The 19102-nt window shown below is 59.6% G+C and carries 17 protein-coding genes and 1 pseudogene; 8 read left to right on the forward strand and 10 right to left on the reverse strand.

Annotated elements, in window-relative coordinates; genetic code table 11:
- A pseudogene (locus EDF61_RS18400) lies at window positions 1–554 on the reverse strand (HNH endonuclease); the annotation flags it as partial.
- 333 nt (window positions 555–887) lie between these two features.
- Between EDF61_RS18400 and EDF61_RS18405 the strand changes: the two are divergent.
- Complete coding sequence (locus EDF61_RS18405; RefSeq protein ID WP_105662734.1) at window positions 888–2369, forward strand: amino acid permease; 1482 nt, start codon at window positions 888–890, stop codon at window positions 2367–2369.
- A 599-nt stretch (window positions 2370–2968) separates the two neighbouring features.
- On the opposite strand, the gene EDF61_RS18410 is transcribed toward EDF61_RS18405, so the two are convergent.
- From EDF61_RS18410 to EDF61_RS18435, 6 genes are all read right to left on the reverse strand, one after another.
- Window positions 2969–3949: a cyclase family protein gene (locus EDF61_RS18410; RefSeq protein ID WP_133835093.1), complete on the reverse strand. Its 981-nt coding sequence runs from the start codon at window positions 3947–3949 to the stop codon at window positions 2969–2971.
- A complete protein-coding gene (locus EDF61_RS18415) occupies window positions 3946–4194 on the reverse strand; it encodes a hypothetical protein (protein ID WP_133835094.1) in 249 nt (82 codons plus the stop codon). The genes EDF61_RS18410 and EDF61_RS18415 overlap by 4 nt, the downstream gene beginning before the upstream one ends.
- Before the next feature lie 17 nt (window positions 4195–4211).
- Window positions 4212–5549, reverse strand: a complete 1338-nt coding sequence (locus EDF61_RS18420) for a TRAP transporter large permease subunit (protein WP_133835095.1) — start codon at window positions 5547–5549, stop codon at window positions 4212–4214.
- A 33-nt stretch (window positions 5550–5582) separates the two neighbouring features.
- Window positions 5583–6359: an NAD(P)-dependent oxidoreductase gene (locus tag EDF61_RS18425; protein ID WP_133835096.1), complete on the reverse strand. Its 777-nt coding sequence runs from the start codon at window positions 6357–6359 to the stop codon at window positions 5583–5585.
- Between the two features lie 20 nt (window positions 6360–6379).
- Window positions 6380–7003: an RraA family protein gene (locus EDF61_RS18430; RefSeq protein ID WP_286172351.1), complete on the reverse strand. Its 624-nt coding sequence runs from the start codon at window positions 7001–7003 to the stop codon at window positions 6380–6382.
- A gap of 318 nt (window positions 7004–7321) precedes the next feature.
- Complete coding sequence (locus EDF61_RS18435; RefSeq protein WP_133835097.1) at window positions 7322–8101, reverse strand: IclR family transcriptional regulator; 780 nt, start codon at window positions 8099–8101, stop codon at window positions 7322–7324.
- A 138-nt stretch (window positions 8102–8239) separates the two neighbouring features.
- Here EDF61_RS18435 and EDF61_RS18440 point away from each other — a divergent pair, with 138 nt between their 5' ends.
- From EDF61_RS18440 to EDF61_RS18455, 4 genes are all read left to right on the forward strand, one after another.
- Entirely contained in the window at window positions 8240–8740 is a 501-nt protein-coding gene (locus EDF61_RS18440; protein ID WP_286172352.1) for a tripartite tricarboxylate transporter TctB family protein, read from the forward strand.
- A 1-nt stretch (window position 8741) separates the two neighbouring features.
- Window positions 8742–10247, forward strand: coding sequence for a tripartite tricarboxylate transporter permease (locus tag EDF61_RS18445; protein WP_133835098.1), 1506 nt, complete (start codon window positions 8742–8744; stop codon window positions 10245–10247).
- A gap of 39 nt (window positions 10248–10286) precedes the next feature.
- Window positions 10287–11282 (forward strand): tripartite tricarboxylate transporter substrate binding protein, encoded by a 996-nt coding sequence (locus EDF61_RS18450; RefSeq protein WP_133835099.1) that lies wholly within the window; start codon window positions 10287–10289, stop codon window positions 11280–11282.
- A gap of 120 nt (window positions 11283–11402) precedes the next feature.
- Complete coding sequence (locus tag EDF61_RS18455) at window positions 11403–11648, forward strand: hypothetical protein (RefSeq protein WP_166650884.1); 246 nt, start codon at window positions 11403–11405, stop codon at window positions 11646–11648.
- Here EDF61_RS18455 and EDF61_RS18460 read toward each other — a convergent pair.
- On the reverse strand, window positions 11645–11926 hold the full coding sequence (locus EDF61_RS18460; RefSeq protein ID WP_105658972.1) for a hypothetical protein: 282 nt from the start codon (window positions 11924–11926) through the stop codon (window positions 11645–11647). The genes EDF61_RS18455 and EDF61_RS18460 overlap by 4 nt on opposite strands.
- Window positions 11927–12379: 453 nt before the next feature.
- Between EDF61_RS18460 and EDF61_RS18465 the strand changes: the two genes are divergently transcribed.
- The gene (locus EDF61_RS18465; RefSeq protein WP_133835101.1) at window positions 12380–14050 is read left to right on the forward strand and encodes a thiamine pyrophosphate-binding protein; all 1671 of its coding nucleotides are present in this window, start codon (window positions 12380–12382) and stop codon (window positions 14048–14050) included.
- Between the two features lie 73 nt (window positions 14051–14123).
- Entirely contained in the window at window positions 14124–15161 is a 1038-nt protein-coding gene (locus EDF61_RS18470; RefSeq protein ID WP_105658970.1) for an endonuclease/exonuclease/phosphatase family protein, read from the forward strand.
- On the opposite strand, the gene EDF61_RS18475 is transcribed toward EDF61_RS18470, so the two are convergent.
- Both EDF61_RS18475 and EDF61_RS18480 read right to left on the reverse strand, forming a co-directional pair.
- Window positions 15158–16459: a D-arabinono-1,4-lactone oxidase gene (locus EDF61_RS18475; protein ID WP_286134401.1), complete on the reverse strand. Its 1302-nt coding sequence runs from the start codon at window positions 16457–16459 to the stop codon at window positions 15158–15160. The genes EDF61_RS18470 and EDF61_RS18475 overlap by 4 nt on opposite strands.
- Entirely contained in the window at window positions 16456–17646 is a 1191-nt protein-coding gene (locus tag EDF61_RS18480) for an alanine racemase (protein WP_105658968.1), read from the reverse strand. The genes EDF61_RS18475 and EDF61_RS18480 overlap by 4 nt, the downstream gene beginning before the upstream one ends.
- 113 nt (window positions 17647–17759) lie before the next feature.
- Here EDF61_RS18480 and EDF61_RS18485 point away from each other — a divergent pair, with 113 nt between their 5' ends.
- Window positions 17760–18524: a hypothetical protein gene (locus EDF61_RS18485; protein ID WP_105658967.1), complete on the forward strand. Its 765-nt coding sequence runs from the start codon at window positions 17760–17762 to the stop codon at window positions 18522–18524.
- Window positions 18525–19102: the final 578 nt, after the last annotated feature.

Consider the following 19102-nt stretch of genomic DNA (forward strand, 5'->3'; position numbering starts at 1 on the left):
ATGTAGGCCAGGGCGAATTTTCGGACTGTTTCCTTGATTTGGGTGGTGCCCATGGATTCGAACATGTGCGGGTTCTGGGCGTAGAGCTGGTCGAATTCGGTGCGGCGCTGGGGTTTGAGGTTTTGGAGCGGGGTGAGGATGGCTTGGGTTTGGGCTTCGGTGAATTCTCCGCGGGAGCAGGCTGCGGCGAGGTTCGGGGTGTCTTCGAAGAGGATGCGGCAATTGACCAGGTAGTTGCGCATGCCGTGGGGTGATTGCTTGCGGGCCAGGGCGACGCAGGCGGCTGCGCCGCGGGTTTGGTCATCGAGGTGGACGCCGCGTTCTTCGTGGTCGCGGACGTATTCTTTTTCGATTTGGTGGGCGAGGCCGGCTTGTTTGCAGCGTGCTGCGGAGATGAGGGCTTCCAGCAGTTCGATGCCGTGGGCGCAGTCGGCTTTGCTGCCGTGTTCTTCGAGGGCGGAGAGGTCGTTTTGCACGGTTTGGACGTGGAGGTCGAATTCCTCGGGGGGTGCTGGTGGGGTGAGGCTGTTTCCGTGCGCCTTTGCTTCGGACATGTTCTAATTATACTTCGCTTGTTCGAATATGTCTTCTAATGGTATGGAAAACTTCAGGGGTTTTCGATAGGCGAGAGTGCGCGAAGCGGAATAAAATGCATAAATATGCATTCCCGATCATGAAATCCATCTCAAAAGCTGGCTGCCGAGCGATGCGCAAATACGGCTAATGCCAAGAAGAAGCGGGAATTAGTGTGAACCCGCCGGATTCCTGAAAAGTCGGGACCAGCTGGATTATGACATGATATTCCAGTTCAGAACTTCCACGCGCAGCGCCCGGCCGCATCCTAGGCAGGGGCGAGGCAGCACCACCATTTCCCTTGAGGATCCGCGATGAACCGCAAACCGTCCGTGAGCTCCAGTCCGGCCACCCTGCTGGGCGCGCAGCTGCGCCGCCGCAAGTCGATCACGAATATGATCGCCGAAGCGGAAACCAATGCAGGGGCAGGCCAGCTGCGCCGCACCTTGGGCATGTGGCAGCTGACCATGATCAGCGTCGGCGCCACCATGGGCACCGGCATCCTGGTGATCCTCGGCGATACCGTGCCGATCGCCGGTCCGGCCATCTGGATCTCGTTCGTGATCGCGGGCATTACCGCGCTGCTTTCGGCGGTGTCCTATGCCGAAATGGCCGGCATGGTTCCGGTTTCCGGCTCCAGCTATTCCTATTCCTATGCCACCATGGGCGAAGGCATCGCCTGGATCTGCGGCTGGTGCCTGGTGCTCGAATACGCGGTGTCGGTGGCTGCGGTGGCCGTGGGTTCGGGCCAGTACGTGAACGAAACGTTGCGCACCTTCGGCATGGAGCTGCCCGAGCTGCTGGCTGGCGGCCCGGCCGACGGCGGAGTGGTGAACCTGCCGGCGCTGATCGTCGTCGCACTGGCCACCTTGCTGCTGGTGCGCGGGGCGCGCGAGTCGGCCATCGTGAACTCGATCGTCGTGGCCATCAAGGCCGGCATCCTGCTCTTCTTCTCGGCCGTCGCCTTCAGCGCCTTCAATGCGGGCAACTTCGAGCCGCTGCTGCCAATGGGCGCCGCCGGCGTGACCGCGGCGGCATCGAGCGTGTTCTTCTCCTATATCGGCTTCGACGCCGCCTCGACGGCCGGCGAGGAAGCCAAGAACCCGAAGCGCGACCTGCCCCGGGCGATCATGCTCTCCATGCTGATCGTGACCATCAGCTACGTGCTGGTGGCCGTTTCGGCGATCGGCGCGCGCGAATGGAACTGGTTCGAAGGCGCACAGGCGCCGCTGGTGCAGATCATCGGCGAACTGACCGGGCAGCCGATCTTCGTGCTGGTCTTCGCGGTCGCCGCCGTGCTGGCCATCGCCTCGGTAGTGCTCACCGTGCTCTACGGCCAGACCCGCATCCTGCTGGCCATGTCGCGCGACGGGCTGGTGCCCGCGGTGTTCGGCAAGGTCTCGGCCCGCACCGGCACCCCGGTCGCCGGCACCTGGATCACCGGCATCCTGGTGGCGGTCACGGCCGGGTTCATCCCGCTGGGCGCACTGGCCGACGCCACCAGCATCGGCACGCTGTTCGCCTTCGCGCTGGTGGGCGCCTCGGTGATCTACCTGCGCAGAACCCAGCCCAAGGCCGAGCGCACCTTCCGCGTGCCGCTGTACCCGCTCACCCCGATCCTGGGCATCTTCGCTTGCCTGTTCCTGATGAGCCAGCTCGGTTGGCATACCTGGCTGGTGTTCATCATCTGGATGATCGTCGGCGCAGCGCTCTACCTTGGCTACGGCCGGCGCCGTTCGCGCCTGGGCCAGATGAGCGCGCAGGACTACGCGGCCAGCCACGGAAACGAAAAGTAGCTGCGCGCCTGAACAGCATCAGGTAGCTCAATTCGGACTTCCCCGACCCGCGGGAACCCCGTTGGCGGAGCTCGTGTGACAGAAGATCGAGGGGGAGAACGGGGCAGATTTTCCTCAGTTTCAACGTGAGGACGCGCATTTTAAGCAGGTGCAACAGGCCATCGGGGATCGCGTGAGCGAAACGTTCAAGTATCTGTAACACTCGATGCTCGAAGAACACGAGGACATAGCCTCTGCGGTTAAATCGCTACTCCGGAGCCCATTAAAGCAGCCGGGCACGAGCGGCGCGAGGCCTTGGGCCAAGTGAGTTCCGCTTCTGGCGACGCTACCCTGAAGGTATGGCGCGCTGGTCGGCGGTCATCCCGCGCAGTTGCGACGGAAACGACAATGCCTCCTAATGGCTGTCGCTGTCTGCCGGGCACCGCATGGAAATGACGTGCACTTCTTGGGGCAGATCTACACGGGGCTGGGCTGGATCCTAGCTAGTATTGCCAAGATCGGCCGGCGGAAGACATTGAACAGCTGCTCCAGACCTGAGCTCCATCTGGAGATGGCCGCCTGCGCTTCTTGGCAACGGCGGAAGGATAGCGATTCTACCGCTAGATCATCGCGGTGGCATTTGCTGGAGATCCCGTTCCGCCAATGACGTTGAGCGGCTTGATGGCGAGAAAACAATCCCAACGTTGCAACTGGTTCATCCGGCGGGCCAAAGGCCCCAGGCGCCACAACTCTCCGAGCGGAAGCCCGAGTTTTGCCAAGAACTCTTGGTGCATCATCCCGCGATCATTCGGAGCTGTGGTGATGAAGGGGGAATCGGCTACAGGCGGGAGGCATTCAACGGCAAAGTTATCTGCCGCCAGGATGCTCAGCCCCGAGTCCCACGCCATGTCCAGCAGTTCTTCGGACTGCGCCAACCCGGTCGCCTTGCCGGAATCACGTTGCCTGGATTTTTCTTCGGGGGACAGACCCAAGAACCATTCGCTCCAGCCGGTGTGAATCAGCAGCGCATCGCCCTGTTCCAGCTCAATGCCTTGGTGCTCCATGGCAGCAAGGAGCAGGGATAGCGGGATCGGCACACCATTTGCATGGTCCAGGTCTTGGCCCTGAGCTCTAGTGAAACCGTCAACGTCCACCAAGAGGCCACGAGTAACAATGGGTTGATCCGACCAGTACTGGATGCCCAGTTCGGTGGTTCCGGGGATGATCTTCTCATCGGGCACACCGTTGTAAAATCCCACTTCATCAGAACGCCGGTGGCGCAGCCCATCGATCTGCGACGAGCCCTGAAGGTAAAAGCTGTCCAGATAGTCATCGCGATGGGCCACATGGTTGCCGAAAATATGGTGCTTTGGCGCGCTACGTGTTTTGGACATCCCAGGTGAAAAGGCATCGATCGGATAATCAAGCCCGAAGGTTTCACCCAGGCGAACTGAAGCAGCCGCCTGAATTCGTTTGGCCGCATCGATTTTTTGGGGAACGCCAGCAGAAGGAGGGCTGAACAGGTCCCATGAAGTACCTGCAAGGGCGCCCGGACGTTGTTTCAGTTCGGCACGAGTAGGATACTTTTTCTGATCGCTCACTTTGACGAGTTCTCCTGCGCGTATTCCAGCGGGGTGGAGCCCACATGGAGCATCAGATACGCGGCAATCGAAGAGACGGACGCGCTGATGCAAAGTATCGTTTTGAATACCGTGTTGGGTGCGGCCAGAAGCATTGCATTGCCTGCAATAATCCCCACCAGCTGCAATAGGACGAAGACGATTCCGCCACACAACGCCACGGCCAAGGAAGCGACGAAGGTTTTTCGAAGTATAGATCGGTACATTTTGGCCCCCTGTGGGTTTAGACCGGCAAGATTCCGGAAGCAATCAGCACGCCGATTGCCAACAATGGAAGAGCATAGAACAGCATCATGCGGCGGAAGGTGTTATACGGGTTGACGCCGGCGATGCCGCACGCGACGTATAACGGGGCTCCTCCCGGCGGTACGGCTGCTTCACAAGAGGAGAACACCAGCACTGCGACCGCCGCAGTTGGTGCTGGAACACCGGCGGCAACCAGCGCTGCAACACCCACGGTTCCCACGGCGGCCATCGTCGCCGTTGATGACAGCGGAGCAGCCACTGCAACCACGATCAATCCAATCACCAGGGCAAGCAGCCATACCGGCAAGTCAAGCTGGTTCAGCACTGCAGTCAACTGCTCCGGCAAGCCGGTGCTTGCCAGGGCATTAGCTCCGGCGAAAGCGAATAGCACGGTAATTCCTACGATGCCGAAACGGGGGATGGAAGCCTCGATCATCTGCGACCATTCTTTGGCCGTTCGCGGCAGCTTACTGAATCCGAGCAGCAAACCCATAATGATCAATACGATAGGAATCCAGAAAATCGGGCTGACAGCTTTGGACACATCAGTTTCCGTATGCTCGCTCAGTACTTCGGCCATGAATCCGCTGGTGATGATCATTGGAAAAGCGACACCGACGAACAATAGCAGCGTGGTCCATCCTTGCTTGAATGCGACCGATAGCTGCTGCCGTTGTTCCTTCGGTGTTGATTGTGCGCCGCTCCGGCGGACCAAGATATAGGTAACGACCAGGCGGTGCGCAACGCACCAGAGCCCGCCAAAAATCAGCGGAACGATGAGCTCGTTTGCTGATAGCAATGGGCCGACGGTTGAGGAACCCACCAGGACGAACATCGAGGCACTGAATGGGAAAGTGATTCCCATGCCCGCGTTGCCAGCCACGATGGTCGCCGCCGTAGGACGGTCGATCTTTGATCGTTCCATCCATGGGATGGTAATTGAACCGACAGTTGCGGCGATGGCTGCTTGGTTATGCACGATGCTGCCCAACCCGGCCGAGGACACCGTGGACACGTAGGCGGCGCCGCCTTTGCTGCCGCCGATCAACGAGTCCAGCAGGTTGATCATGCGTTCCATGACCCCTGCGCGTTCGAGCAGGTAACCCATGAACACAAAGATCACTGTTGCATAGACAATTTCATCGGTGAGCGCTTCATAGAGCGCAACCCAGCCAACGGACATCATCTGCTTGCCACTGAATGCTGCGGCGACGATGAAGCCAAGAATCATTGCTTCACCGACGTTACGGCGTAGCAAGACCGTCCAAATGATGATGACCGCGAGGTAGACGCCCAGCGCCCAGATGCCAATCATGATGGTTCCTTCCGATGCTCGCCCGCGTCGCCGCTAGCCAGCTGTCATCCTATTATCGATTGCCATACGCTCCATTGCACTGGCAGAGGCATCGGTCATTTCACGGGGGACGCCCAAGTCTTCCAAATATCCGCCGGTGGAACGCATTTCTGCTGCACGGCGTACTGCGTGCTTGGCCGTACCGGTCAAGAAGCGGTCGATAGTTGCCTGGCCGTCGCCGGCCAGCATTTTGGAGATCTCTGCTCGGACCCATGGTTCAAGTCCCGCAGCGGCGCCAGCGCGAACTGCCTCGATCACCACGGACGCAAGGCCCTTGGTAAAGACGCTTCGCAGCAGCTTATGAGCCATGGCGCTGCCCGGTCCACCCTCCACGACTTCAACCGGTGCTCCCACAGATTTAAGAAGATCAGCAAAGTCCTCCGCTCCTTGGCCGCTGGCCATCAACGGTGTTTTTGCCCCCTGTGCAATGACGGGTCCGAGGATCGCGACGTCAATGAAGTTGACCTGGCCCGACGTGGAGCCCAGTTTTTCCATGATCTTGGGGGAAGAACTGGTCAGATCCGCATAACCAGAGCCCGCTTTCATTGCGGGCAAGCATTCTTGGGCTACCTCCGATGCAGCGCCAGCGGCGGTCAGAACTAAAACGACGTCCGCATCCTTGACTGCTTCCGCGGCTGACCGGGCCAGTTCCACGCGTTGCGGAGCGTCGCTGATGAAAGGATCATAGCCGGTGATTTCATGTCCAGCTTCGAGTAGCGCGGCAGCGTAAATCTGCCCGACTTCACCTAGTCCGATGAGTGCACATTTCATAGTGTTAGGGCCTTAGATAATTAGGAATGGGAGATATTTCGGTCAGCAAGAATGGCCGCGCGGCGCTGGCTCTCGTCGAGATGCACGGCTTCCGCGGCAGTGGCGATTTCCTCGGCACGGCTGGCTGGAACGATTACCAGACCATCCGAATCGCCGATGACAATATCGCCAGGGCTCACTGCAACGCCACCGAACGCGATGGTGCCGTTAATTTCGAAAGGGCCATTCTTGTATGGGCCGGCAGGGCTAGTAGCACGGGCAAACACTGGCAGGCGGATTTCTCCGAGATCCACTGCGTCTCGCACCGCTCCATCAATGGCAAAGCCGGCGACCCCCTTTGAAACAGCGCGTTCGCCGATCAGCTCACCGAGCAGCGCGCGGTCTGTGTAGCCGCCGCCATTGACCATGATGACTTCACCTGGTTGAACGTGCTTGAGCGCCTCATGAATCCCGGCATTGTCGCCGGGGGCTACCCAGACGGTGTAGGCGGGACCCGCCAACTTGGCTCCTTCCCAGACGGCTTGTATCTCCGCCGAAGCGATTCCAAGTCGTTGCATGGCATCGCCGATGTTGGCAGCAGGAAGCTCGGTGAGCCGGTCGATCGTAGATTGGCTGACTTGTATGTATTCAGTCGATTGGTTCACTGGTCACCTATTCCAAGGCCTGTGGCGCAGAATTTCACAAGAGAACATTTCATTATATGTTCTTAGATTTCACACTACGCAATTAATTGATGATGTATGGAATCATGACATGTTCTGCATCACAGTGTCAAGGAGGATTTCGCGGGGAGGTTTCGAAGGTTCAGCCTTGCAGGAGCGGGGCGCAAGCTGCGCGTGGCTCCAGGCAAAGCGATTCCGGGAGGGTTCTAGCGCCTGTGCCGCGGTATTTAATGGCGCGCAGGATCGAGGCGGCGCACGGACGCGAAAGGCGGAATTTGCGCGATGTTATCTGGTGGGCGGCTAGTAGACGCTGCTTGCCAGCAAATCGGACAGGCGTCGAGCTGCCTGGAGTAGTTCGGGGGCCTTGGCTTCCAGTGTGTCGCGGGGGATCGTGGCTATGGGTCCGGTCAGCGAGAGGGCTTCGGTGGGAAGGCCTTGGCGAGCTGGGACGGCCACGGCGATGGAAATAATTCCCAGTGCGCGCTCATCCTCGGAAATAGCGTAGTTCGAATCGAGGCGGGGTGTCCGAACCCTGATGGCCTCAAGATCGAAATTCTCCGCTTCGTACTGCAGGCGCCTTGAAGATTCGGCGATCCGGGTTAGTTCGTCATCATCGGCACCACGAAGGAGGATGCGCCCTGCAGCACCGGCAGTAAGCGGCAGGCGGCGGCCTTGCGGCAAGTTGTACCCAAGCGAAGTCTCTCCTACCACGCGTTCAACCAGTACGCGCTCGCTGCCGAGGCGAGTGTAGAGCGACGCTGTCAGCTTGGTTGCCTGCGAGAGCTGCTGGAGGATTGGTTGGGCCACCCGGGGCAGGGGGTCGTTCTCCAGGAAAACTCGGGCAGCAGGCAATACCGCTGGACCCAATCGGTAGCTCTTGTCAGTTTGGCTGACCAGGCCGGCTTCCTGCAGCACCCTGAGGATGCGCAGGGTCGTAGGCGAGCTCATCCCCATGTCGGCGGCAATTGCGCTGAGTCGCCGGGGGTGTTCGTAGCGCTGGATCTGCTCGAATACGGCAATGGCCCGGGTGAGTGACCTCATGCCGTTGGGAGCTTCAGACTTATCTTTTTCTACCGCCATGATTTCATTCTACGCAATTATTTTGTAATTTGGCACACTTCCTTGACTGCCACTTGTGCGTCATGTCACTATTTCATGGAGCGCTAAACAATTTTACTGTATGAAATTTCTGAACGAACTATGTAATCGGAGGAAGTCGTGTCGAGCGATCTAACGGAGAGGCAGAACCCTCCTGGCGTGTGGCCGGTAGTGGCCGGCCAAGCAATCATCGGCCTTGTCGGTCTGTACGCGCTTATAGGTTCGGTGAGTTTAGGACTATGGAGCAGCATGGGGCCGGGTGCCGGGTTCTTTCCTGCGGTGCTCGGCGCGTTCCTCGTTGTTCTAGCCATTGTCTGGTTCATCCAGGAGCGTTCCGCGCCACAGGAGCCGGGTGAGGCTGAGGCTTTCGAGCGGGCGCAAGTATTTGCGGTTGTGGCCAGCCTGGTTGTACTGGCGGCAGCGTTGCCGTTTCTCGGTTTCCAGCTGAGCATGCTGGCTTTCCTGATGTACCACCTGAACTTCCGAGCTCGGATCGGGTGGATTAGAGCAGTAGTGATTTCTCTTTGCGGGAGTGTAGGCGTGTTCTACCTGTTCACAAAGGTCCTGCACGTTTCGCTTCCTCTGGCATCTGTTCCGCCCTTGAATTTGATTGGACTTTGAGATGGATGTTCTCAACGAACTCATGATGGGTTTTGCCGAGGCGATGACGTGGCAAAACCTGCTGTTCGCATTTGTCGGCTGCCTATTGGGCACTGTTATCGGAGTTCTGCCCGGTATCGGGCCGGTCGCGGGAATCGCATTGTTGATCCCGCTGACTCTGAACCTCGATCCTGCTGGTTCCATCATCATGCTGTGCGCTATCTTCTATGGCACTACCTACGGTGGAACAATAACCAGCGTTCTGCTCAATACGCCCGGTGAAGCAGCCTCGGCGATCACCGCCATCGATGGCTATCAGATGACGAAGATTGGCCGTGCTGGTGTAGCACTGACTATCGCTGCTGTCGGATCATTCGTCGGTGGCACAATCGCCACCGTCGGCTTGGTCATTGCGGCCAAGCCGCTGGGAAGCTTGGGGTTGCTCATCGGCCCGCCAGAATTCTTCGCACTCGTTGTAGTCGGGATCTCGCTGCTGGTGGCGCTAGCGGGGAAGTCGATGGTCAGGGCCTTGATTTCTGGAGCGTTGGGCCTGCTGATTTCGATGGTGGGCATTGACCCGGTCATGGGCGCTCCGCGTTTTACCTTCGGCATGGATCGATTGCTCGACGGTGTGTCATTCGTGGCCGTGATCGTAGGCATTTTCGGCTTGTCTGAGATCTTGTCTTACCGCCCGGGAAAGAATCAATCCGTTGCGCAGGCCCCGGGCTTGCGAGCTTTGCTCCCATCGCGCACGGACTGGGCACGCAGCACGCCGGCCTTTGCCCGAGGTACAGGCATTGGCTTTGCCATGGGGCTCATTCCAGGCATGACCGGATCGGTTTCTTCCCTGCTTTCCTATGGGGCTGAGAAGAAATTCTCGAAGTACCGCCACCAGCTCGGGCAAGGAGCCATCGAAGGGGTAGCCGGTCCCGAGACTGCCAACAACGCTCACGCCAACGGGGCACTAATCCCGCTATTCACTTTGGGCATTCCTGCCTCGCCTACGATCGCGGTACTGATGGGAGCTTTCCTGCAGCAAGGCCTGACTCCTGGGCCGACGTTGTTCGCTGAACATAGCACATTGGCGTGGACAATTATCGCCAGCCTTTTCATCGGCAACGTACTACTGCTTATTCTCAACGTTCCACTTGTCGGCTTGTGGACTTCCATCTTGAAGGTTCCATACCCGATCCTGGCAGGCCTGATCTTGATGTTCATGGTCGTGGGGGCGTACACGATCAATTTTTCCGTTTTCGATGTCTTCGTGATGATCATCTTCGGACTGGTGGGCCTCGGTCTTCGCCGGCTGGATATTCCCCTTGCCCCAATGGTCCTGACACTTGTCCTGGGTCCGTTGATGGAGCGATCCCTTCGCGAATCATTGGATATTTCGCATGGCAGCTTCGCGATCTTCTTTGATCGTCCTATCACGATGGTGTTGCTGCTCGTCGCCTTGGCAATCGTCTGCAGTCCGCTCTTGAAATTGCGTAAGCCAGCTGTGCTGGCAGCTGAAGACCCCGAAAGCTAGACAACGCAAAATCTATTCACTCAACCCGAAGGAAACACAATGAAACGCATGATCTCGATTCTTGCCGTTGGAGCATTCACCTTGGCTGCAGCAGGCTGCGGATCAAGCAACGCAGCATCAGGTGGCGGAGGGGAAGAGTTCCCCAAAAACGGCAAATCCGTTGAACTAGTAGTAGCGTTCTCGCCGGGTGGACCTGTGGACACAGCTGCCCGGCTGATCCAGCCCATACTCGAAAAAGAGCTCGGGACCAACGTTGAGGTGGTAAACAAACCAGGTGCCGGTGGTCAGATTGGCTATACGGCGTTGGCCAATGCCAAGGCTGATGGCTACACCATTGGTGCCGTTGGGTCGCCTTCAATTGTCGTCATTCCCATGGACGAATCCCGCGGTGCGGCCTTCACCCGCAGCGACCTGCAGCCCCTGGGCCGCCAGGTTGTGGATCCGATGGTGATTGCGGTTCAGCCGGACAGCAAATATTCGAGTCTCAAGGATCTGATCGAAGAAAGCAAGGCAACCCCGGGTGCGCTAAATGCAACAACCACAGGGCAGATGGGCGGTGAGCATTTCGCGATTGCCCAGATCAACGAGGCCACTGGTTCTGCATTCAGCCCAGTGCACTTCTCTGAGGGAGCTTCCCAGGCATCTACCGCCTTCCTGGGCAAGCACGTGGAAGTGCTTGTCGGGAATATCAGCGAGGTAGTTGACTTGGCGAATCAGGGCAAAGCCAGAGTGCTCGGGGTGATGGATGCCGAACGCACCGACGCGCTGCCGGACGTACCGACATTCGCTGAAGAAGGATACGACGTGATCGCGACGACTGCCCGTGGTTATGCGGCACCAGAAGGCCTGCCAGAGGAAGTGGGCAAGAAGCTGGAAGCTGCCCTGCAAACTGCGATTGAAGACGAGGCAGTAGTTGAAAAGATGGAAAACCTCGGATTGGCAACTAGCTACCAAAATGCGACCGACTATGACGAATTCTGGACTCGCCAGGAGGGGGACTACAAGGCTGTCCTGCCATTAGTCCAGGCTAAATAGCAGTGGATCGGAACGGGCGGAGCTGAAATTTAGGACAGCAGCGGGGCTGGCCGTGAGTTCCATGAAATAAGCAGGAGGGCTTTGGATGGCAAATTTGCCAGCCAAAGCCCTCCTGCGTTGATGGGACGTTTGTGGCTAGTAGCTGAGCCCGAAGCCGTAGTCGAAGAGCGCTCCATCGGCAGTTTCGCCGTAGCCGGGCAGGTCGCTGGCCTCGTCCATGACGAATGGCTGGCGGATCGCACCGGGCGCTTAATGCCCGTCGCGCTGCTGAATTCGCCGTTCGCCGCGCTTGATGAGCAGCAGCGAAGTTCCGCGAAGTTGGGGGCGAGTGCGGCTCTCCGTACCGCCCCCAGTTCTGGCGCCTAGATTTCGCAGGTTTCGGCGGGCGCGTTGCGGATCAATCCGCGCTCGGCCACCAGCGTGCTGATGAGCAGAATGGCGGCGGCCGCGTTCCAGGGAACGAGCGGCAAGTAGCCTTCTGGCGGCAGGTCGGAAAGCAGCCAGCGGGTTACCAGGAACGTGGCCAATCCCAGCGCAAGCGAAATGGCGAATGCGATGCCCCGGTGTTTCTTGGAGACGCCCTGCCACGCGGGGATTGATCCGTCGGCAGGTGCTTCAGAGGTGATTCCCAAGAACTTCAGCATGCGTTCCTTCTCGATAATGTCCGGTAGTTGTCATATAAAGATCAAGTCAACTAAGTGTTATTTCGATAGTATCGAATCTGAAAATTGCTGTACATGGTACTTTCGGATGACACTTCGACCTCGAACACCGAGCCCGGGTGAAACTTTTGGCCCCGTGCACGGCGCCGTGGCGCCATTCGGCGTCCGGTGCAGCCAAGCGCGGGGACAGGACCGAGGTGCGTGGACGCATCGCTCGGAACGCTGCGAGATCGCCCCCGGGGGAAGTGTTAATGGGAAGGCGCACTAGCGGCCTAGCGCCAGGCGCGGTTCCTGCCTTATCATCAGTGAGTCAGGAACATGGCCCCGCCAGGTTCCGGCGCTCTCAAAAGGGGCGATACCCGTTGCGGTCCAGCAACCGGTAACGGCAGACATATATGGAATTTCTTCAGCACGATTTCTTGAAAAGAGTCCATAATGTCTAGCGTTTCAGCTGCCATTGCCCACGCCCTCAAGCCGCTGGCCCCGCGGATCTTCGGATTGATGGGCAACGGCAATGCCCACTTCCTCGACGCCGCAGTGCGTGCAGGCTTCGACTACACCGCCGTGCGCCACGAATCGGCCGCCGTTTCGGCCGCCGACGCCTACTTCCGCATCTCCAATAAGCTTGCCATCGCCTCCACCACTTACGGTGCCGGCTACACCAACACCATCACCGCACTGGCTGAAGCCGCCGCGGCCCGGACCCCGCTGCTGTTCGTCACCGGCGACGCGCCAACTTCCGGCCTGCGTGGCTGGGACGTCGACCAGGCCGCGATCGACACAGCAGTGCGAGCGCCGCGCTACGTCGTTGACCGCGACAACCCGGGTGCCACTGCTCTGGAGGCGGCCGCCCGGGCGTTGCGCGAACAGATGCCGGTTGTTTTGGCGATCCCTTATGATTTGGCCGCGGTGGATTCGCTCGAAGAGCAGCTGCCTGATTTCGCCTCCCTGCGCAGCACCCCTCCGGCACCGCAGCTGAACTCCACCCAGCTGGAGCAGATCGCTGGAAAGCTCAACGCCTCGCAGCGCACCCACATCCTCTATGGCCGCGGCGCGATCGATGCCGCCGCGCAGGTCCAGTCGCTGGCGCAGAAGCTGGACGCCACCACCTCGGGTACGTTGCTGGCCCGCGACCTGCTGGACTACGAGTTCGATTTGGGCATCACCGGAGGCTTCTCCACCGAGGCCAACGCCCGCATCATCGCGCAGGCCGATACGGTATTGGTACTCGGCGCCTCGTTGAACCAGTTCACCATGCGTTTTGGCGATCTGGTCGCGCAGGATGCCAGCTTGATCCAGATCGACCTGGGGTGCGCCGCCACCAACCCGCGCGTGGACTATTTCGCCACCGCCGATGCGGCCTTGGCCGCCGCGGACCTGCTCGGTGCGGTGGAGCAGGCGCAGGGCGGATGGCGTTCAGGCCTGGACCTGTCCAATCTGCGCACCCGTCCGGCCGGTGACGACCTGGCCGCCGACGGGCAGCTTGATCCGCGCCGCGTGGCCAGCGAACTGGAGAAGATCCTGCCGGCCAATCGCGTGCTGGTGCAAGACGGCGGCCACTTCATCGGCTGGGGGCCCATGTACTGGTCGACCTCCGGTGCACGCTCCTTGAGCTGCGTGGGCACCGCGTACCAGTCCATCGGCCTGGGCATCGCTTCCATGGTGGGCGCAGGCCCAGCGGCGCAGGGGCGCACGGTCGTGCTGGCCGCCGGCGATGGCGGCTTCCTGATGGGCCTGGCGGACCTCGAATCGATCGTTCGCACCGTGGAAAGTGGCGTAATCGTCATCTACAACGACTCCGCGTACGGAGCGGAAATCCACCAGTACGGATCCGTCGGCCTGCACGAAGACCCGATGCTGATCCCGACCGTGGATTTCGCCGGTATCGCCAAGGCCATGGGAGCCACCGGAATCCGCGTTGACACGCTCGAAGACCTCGCCGGGGTCCAGCAGTGGGTGGATGCCGGAGCCCGGGGCGTGTGCCTGGTGGATGCCCGTGTCTCGATGCATGTGCGTGCTCCTTATATGGACGAGGTCCTTTCCGCGAACAAGAAGGCCGCCGCGGCTGCGGCATTACAATCCGGTAAAGGTGGTGGCAAGCGGTAGCCGAACGTCGTAGGGTGGTTGAGTGCGCAAGTTATTAGTCGGAACAGCAAGTCTGGGTCTAGGGGCACTTTTGATGTTCCCCGCAACCGGCGCTTTTGCTGCACCCACTGGCCCTGGCGACTCGGCGGGTGCCAGCGCAGCGCAGCTTTCCGAGACCTCGCTTCGCGTGGCAACCATCCAGGCAAATCTCAGCGGCGAAACCCCCCAGGAGCTGCCCGCGAACCTGATGCGCGGATCCGACCGCCAGGCGGCGCAGGTTGCAGACAAGATCAGCAGCGCCAATGCGGACGTGGTGGTTCTGACAGATATGGACGCCACCCAGGACGCGGTTGATGCACTGAACGACCAGTATCTGAACAATCCCGACGATGCCCGCGCCGATGTGGAATACGGGTATTCCTACCTGGCCGTGGGCTCCAAGGGCCTGCAAAGCGGTGCCGATCTGAACGCTGATGGCGTCATCGGCGGCGCCGAGGATGCGTGGGGCCAGGCCGCATTCGCCGAGCAGGGTTCGATTGTCGTGCTATCGAAGTACCCGATTGCACAAGACCAGGTCACCAGCGTTTCCCAGCTCAAGTGGCAGGACGTTGCCAACGACATGATGCACCACACCGACTTCTCTGGTGTGCTGGCCGCCTCCATTCCGGTGATGAGCACCGGGCTGTGGGACATTCCCATCCAATACCGTGGCGAGCCGGTGCATATTCTTGCGACCCAAACCCAGCCAGATGCACAGGACCAGGAATTCGCCAAGGCACGCCAGGCTGATGAGTTGAAGGTTCTCACCGGCTACCTGGCCGGAGAGGACTACGTTCGCACCGATGAGGGCGAGCAAGCAGAAGGAGTCGGCGAAGACCGCTATGTCATCGCCGGCGCACTTGGCTTGCAGGAGAACGCGGCAGATCGCGTTGAACCATTCCTCCAGGGGCTCAAGCGCGCGAACGCTTTGAATGATTCCGGAAGCTACCTGGTCCCCAGCGCAACTTGGCAGGTATTGGGCCAGGGCCGCATCCAGGAGCATCCGCCAAGCAGTTCCCAGCCCCTGCCCGGAACGGTGCCGGACTTGGTGAAAGCATCAAGCCCGCTGATCTGGACCGATGTCCAGTTCTAGATGCCGAGCAAACCCCGCAGATAAGGATTGAGGAATCGTCCCTCCGGATCGGCAGTTTGGCGCACCCTCGTGAAATCGCTGAATTTCGGGTAGAGCTGCGCCAAATCCGCTGCTTGCAGGCTATGTTCCTTGCCCCAATGCGGCCGGCCGCCCAAAGAACGGAAGATCTCTTCCATGGCCGGGAAGTATCCCGGAGCCTTATCCCGAATGTAGCGGTGCACGGCAATGTACGCTGTCTGCCTGCCGCTGGCGGTACCCAACCAGGTGGAGTCCTCGGCCGCGGTACGCACCTCGACAGGGAAGGAAACTCCAACTCCCGAACGCCTGAAGTACGCTCGCACCTTCGCGAAAGCTTCATCGAAGCCAGCTAGCGGCAGCGCATACTCCATCTCGGTGAAACGCACCCGTCGCGCACTGGTGAAAGCTTCATTCCATGGCGCGATGCTGCTGCGCTCCGGCAGGGCGGCGCAAGCCACCTCATTCAATTTGGCAGTGGTCCGGGGGACCGCTGCGCTCAGCGAGCTGAGCAGCTGCAACGCGCCATTGGAGAGCAGCTCATCGTTCAGCCAGCGGGCCACCGCAGGCGGTTGATCGGCAGGGACCTGGCCGTCGAGCCGGGTATTGATCTTCACCTGGGCTTTGCTGGTGCCCGGGAACCAGAAGAATTCCAGGTGGTCTTCTTGCCGGGCACGATCAACAAAGCTTTCGGCGATCTGCCCGATGGGTTCGATGGATTCAGCCGCACGCATCATGTAGTAGGGAACGCACCGCAGCCGGACGTGGGTGAGCACCCCCAGTACTCCCAGGCCAAGCCGGGACGCCTCGAATAATTCGCTATTCTCCTGCGCGCTGGCGCGCAGATGGGTGCCATCGGCCAGCATGATCTGCACTCCCGTGACCGTTGCGCTGAATCCGCTGAATTCCAGGCCCGTGCCGTGGGTGCCGGTGCTGATTGCTCCAGCGACCGACTGCTTGTCGATATCTCCCATATTCTCCAACGCGAGGTTGAAGGGCCTGAGCAGGGCGGGGATCTGCCAGAGCCGGGTTCCGGCGCGGAACGTCACCTCGTGGGTGCGAGCGTCGACTTCCTCGATGCCGCGAAAGCCATCCAGATTCAGCAAGATCCCGTCGGTATCTGCCAGCGGAGTGAAGGAATGGCCTGCGCCGACGGTGCGCACCGGCTGGTGCTGGTCGGCGGCCTGCTCCAGGCTCTGCGCTAATTCTGCGATGCTGCGCGGAGAATGGACAGCTGCTGGGTGGGAGACCACGGTGCGTGCGAAATTCCTGAAAGTACTCACAGGAATGCTTTCCCTTCTCCACGGTAAGTAGGCCATTGTTCGACGATCCTGCCCTTGGAGTACACCGCCGCCTTATTAACCCGTTCGGCCGGTTCACCGGACTTGGCATGGCGCAGCCACACGGTATCGCCAATGGCAATGCGATGCGCCGAGGGGCCAGTGAGCGGAGTCTGCACTTCGCCGGCGCCTTCCATGGCCAGGTAGCGAAGCTTCTTGGGATGCTCGATGGTGGGCAAGCGGTCCTTGCCGGCTGGGCCCGATGCGGCCCATCCGCCACCAAGGATGGTGACCGTTCGCTCATCGGGACGGCGTACTACCGGGAATCCCAGGTACAGGGCAGGGGTGGGGCGGAATGCGCGGTAGGAATCGAAGAGCGCGGGCGCGAATAATCCTGAGCCCGCGGCGATTTCGGTTACCGCTGGTTCTTGGATGGTGCTTTCTACCGAACCGGTACCTCCGGCATTTACAAACCGCAGGTCGCCGAGCTCCCGTACCAATTCCACGGTTTCGGCCCGGCGGTCCGCCAGTTCGGCGGCGCTGGCTTGGCGCAGCTTGCGGGCGATCAGTGCCCTGGGGCTGAAACCCCCATCGGGGACCGAAGCGATTTGGGATTCGTAGCCCATCAGCCCGTCCAAGATGAAGTTGCGCCGGCGGTGCACCTGGGCGGCCAGTTCGGCGACCTGTTCCGGCCGGGTCAGCGGGGAACGCGCGGCGCCGATACGGAGGTTGCTGCTGGGGTAATAGGCAGCATCCAGTTCCAGGGCGACCTTCAGCGGCCCGTGCCCCGGTGCGATCCTGTCGATCAAATCCAACTGCTCTTGGGTATCCACCATGAGCGTTACCTCTTCGCGTGCCTGTTCGCTGGCGGCCCACCGGCTGATCGCTTCGGCATCGGTTTGCGGGTAGGCAACCACCAAGTCCTTCAAGCCATGGCTGGCCAGCCATAATGCTTCGGCCAAGGTGAAGCAGAGAACGCCGCGGAAACCGGGCTCATCCAGGACCCGTTCCAATGCCTTGCGTACACGCAGGGATTTGGACGCGATGCGAATCGGCAGACCTCCGGCCCGTTCGCGCAGGGCGATCACGTTGGAATCGAAGGCATCCAGATCGAGCAGCGCGACCGGATGCTCCGAGATCCCGGCGCTTTTCAAGGCGTGGTTATACCGTTTGGCCTGAGCGTTCTTCATAGGCCAACTCTTGCACCAGCGTCGGGGAGTTTCAAGGAATTTTTCAAGACGCTTGCTTGAAAGCGCAAAGACCAAGGTAACTCTCAGGGTCTTGCGGTTAAGCTGGAGCCATCATGAAAAACGATCCGATTTCAATGACTTTGATTGGCAAAGATGGAAAGCCGCGCTCCGGCGTGCAGGACGCCATCATGAAGGGCATCGGCGTGCAGCGCCCGCTGGTGCTTGCCTACATCAAGCGGCTGCGCAAAAAGCACCCTGACGCTACTACTGCCCAGCTGGCAGCTATTGTCGAGCGCGATTACCTGCGCGTAGTTACCGGTTCCGGTGCAGCCGTGGGTGGAACCGCAGCCGTTCCCGCTGTTGGTACCGGTATCGCCCTGGGCCTATCCATAGCTGCGACCCTGGGCTTCCTGGAAGCCTCGGCGCTGTATGCGCAAAGCCTGGCAGAGCTGCACGGCATAGCCATCGACGATCCGGATCGTTCACGAGTCCTGGTTATGGGCATCATGATGGGCGATGAGGGCAGCTCGATGATTGCCGGATTGACTTCCCAGGCCGCAGGTCGCGGTGGGGGTCCAATCCAGGGATGGGCCAAGTCCTTCGGTGCCAGCAAGTCCACGAGCATCTACTCTGCAATGCAGCGCACCATGCAGAAGAAGTTCCTGCGCAAGATCATTGGCACCCAAGCGGCTAGCACCATCGGCCGTTTGGTTCCGTTTGGGGTCGGCGCGGCCATCGGTGGCGTAGGCAATCGATATATGGCCAAGCGCGTGATCGAGAATGCGGCAGTGGCCTTCGCCGGCATTCCCACGGTGGCGCCAAGCTCTCTGCCCCTGGATGATCCTAGAGTCATTGACGCAGAGATCGTCGAGGACTAGCTGAATCGCGGTAGCCGGCCACTGAGGTGGTCGGCTACCGGCTTTTAAGACGAATTTTTATGCGTTTTACAGATTTTTGCGAGCACCGAACCGCATGAACCCGGGCTTTAATCGGCGCTCCGGAATTAAGTGTGCACGGTCACCGTCAAAAACCACCCACCCGATTTGCAGGACCCCCAAAACCTGTGTATAGTTTTTCCTTGTCGCCGAGAACAAAACGGAAGAAATAACCGGATGTGAAACGGCGGCAGAACCCCAGAAAATCAAGGTTTTTCCACAGTCTTGTGGACAACAATTGAAAAGAATGGGAACTGGGAATACTGGTTCAAATCACAAACAATGGATTTGACTTTCAGGAATTCGAAGTTATAGAATATGAATATAACGCTGGACGAAATTACCGCCTGGAATGGTGGGTAAAGAACCGGTAAGTGTTTGTTGTTTGAGAACTCAATAGTGTGCCAAGTTTGTTGATACCGAATTTTTTTATTTGGTGAATACATAACATTTGCTTGAGGCATTGCACCCCCGTGCAGTGTTCTTGAGTGTTTTATTATTCGCCAGGACTTCATTGGCTT

Source organism: Arthrobacter sp. JUb115 (genome assembly GCF_004365035.1).
Taxonomy (GTDB): domain Bacteria; phylum Actinomycetota; class Actinomycetes; order Actinomycetales; family Micrococcaceae; genus Glutamicibacter.

Coding starts and splice junctions, on each gene's coding strand:
- EDF61_RS18420 (WP_133835095.1), bottom strand. CDS start 5,549: ATGATTGGCATCTGGGCGCTGGGCGTCTACCTCGCGGTCATCATCATT.
- EDF61_RS18460 (WP_105658972.1), bottom strand. CDS start 11,926: ATGCTGAAGTTCTTGGGAATCACCTCTGAAGCACCTGCCGACGGATCA.
- EDF61_RS18415 (WP_133835094.1), bottom strand. CDS start 4,194: ATGTACCGATCTATACTTCGAAAAACCTTCGTCGCTTCCTTGGCCGTG.
- EDF61_RS18435 (WP_133835097.1), bottom strand. CDS start 8,101: ATGGCGGTAGAAAAAGATAAGTCTGAAGCTCCCAACGGCATGAGGTCA.
- EDF61_RS18445 (WP_133835098.1), top strand. CDS start 8,742: ATGGATGTTCTCAACGAACTCATGATGGGTTTTGCCGAGGCGATGACG.
- EDF61_RS18450 (WP_133835099.1), top strand. CDS start 10,287: ATGAAACGCATGATCTCGATTCTTGCCGTTGGAGCATTCACCTTGGCT.
- EDF61_RS18465 (WP_133835101.1), top strand. CDS start 12,380: ATGTCTAGCGTTTCAGCTGCCATTGCCCACGCCCTCAAGCCGCTGGCC.
- EDF61_RS18480 (WP_105658968.1), bottom strand. CDS start 17,646: ATGAAGAACGCTCAGGCCAAACGGTATAACCACGCCTTGAAAAGCGCC.
- EDF61_RS18470 (WP_105658970.1), top strand. CDS start 14,124: ATGTTCCCCGCAACCGGCGCTTTTGCTGCACCCACTGGCCCTGGCGAC.
- EDF61_RS18455 (WP_166650884.1), top strand. CDS start 11,403: ATGGGACGTTTGTGGCTAGTAGCTGAGCCCGAAGCCGTAGTCGAAGAG.
- EDF61_RS18425 (WP_133835096.1), bottom strand. CDS start 6,359: ATGAAATGTGCACTCATCGGACTAGGTGAAGTCGGGCAGATTTACGCT.
- EDF61_RS18485 (WP_105658967.1), top strand. CDS start 17,760: ATGAAAAACGATCCGATTTCAATGACTTTGATTGGCAAAGATGGAAAG.
- EDF61_RS18405 (WP_105662734.1), top strand. CDS start 888: ATGAACCGCAAACCGTCCGTGAGCTCCAGTCCGGCCACCCTGCTGGGC.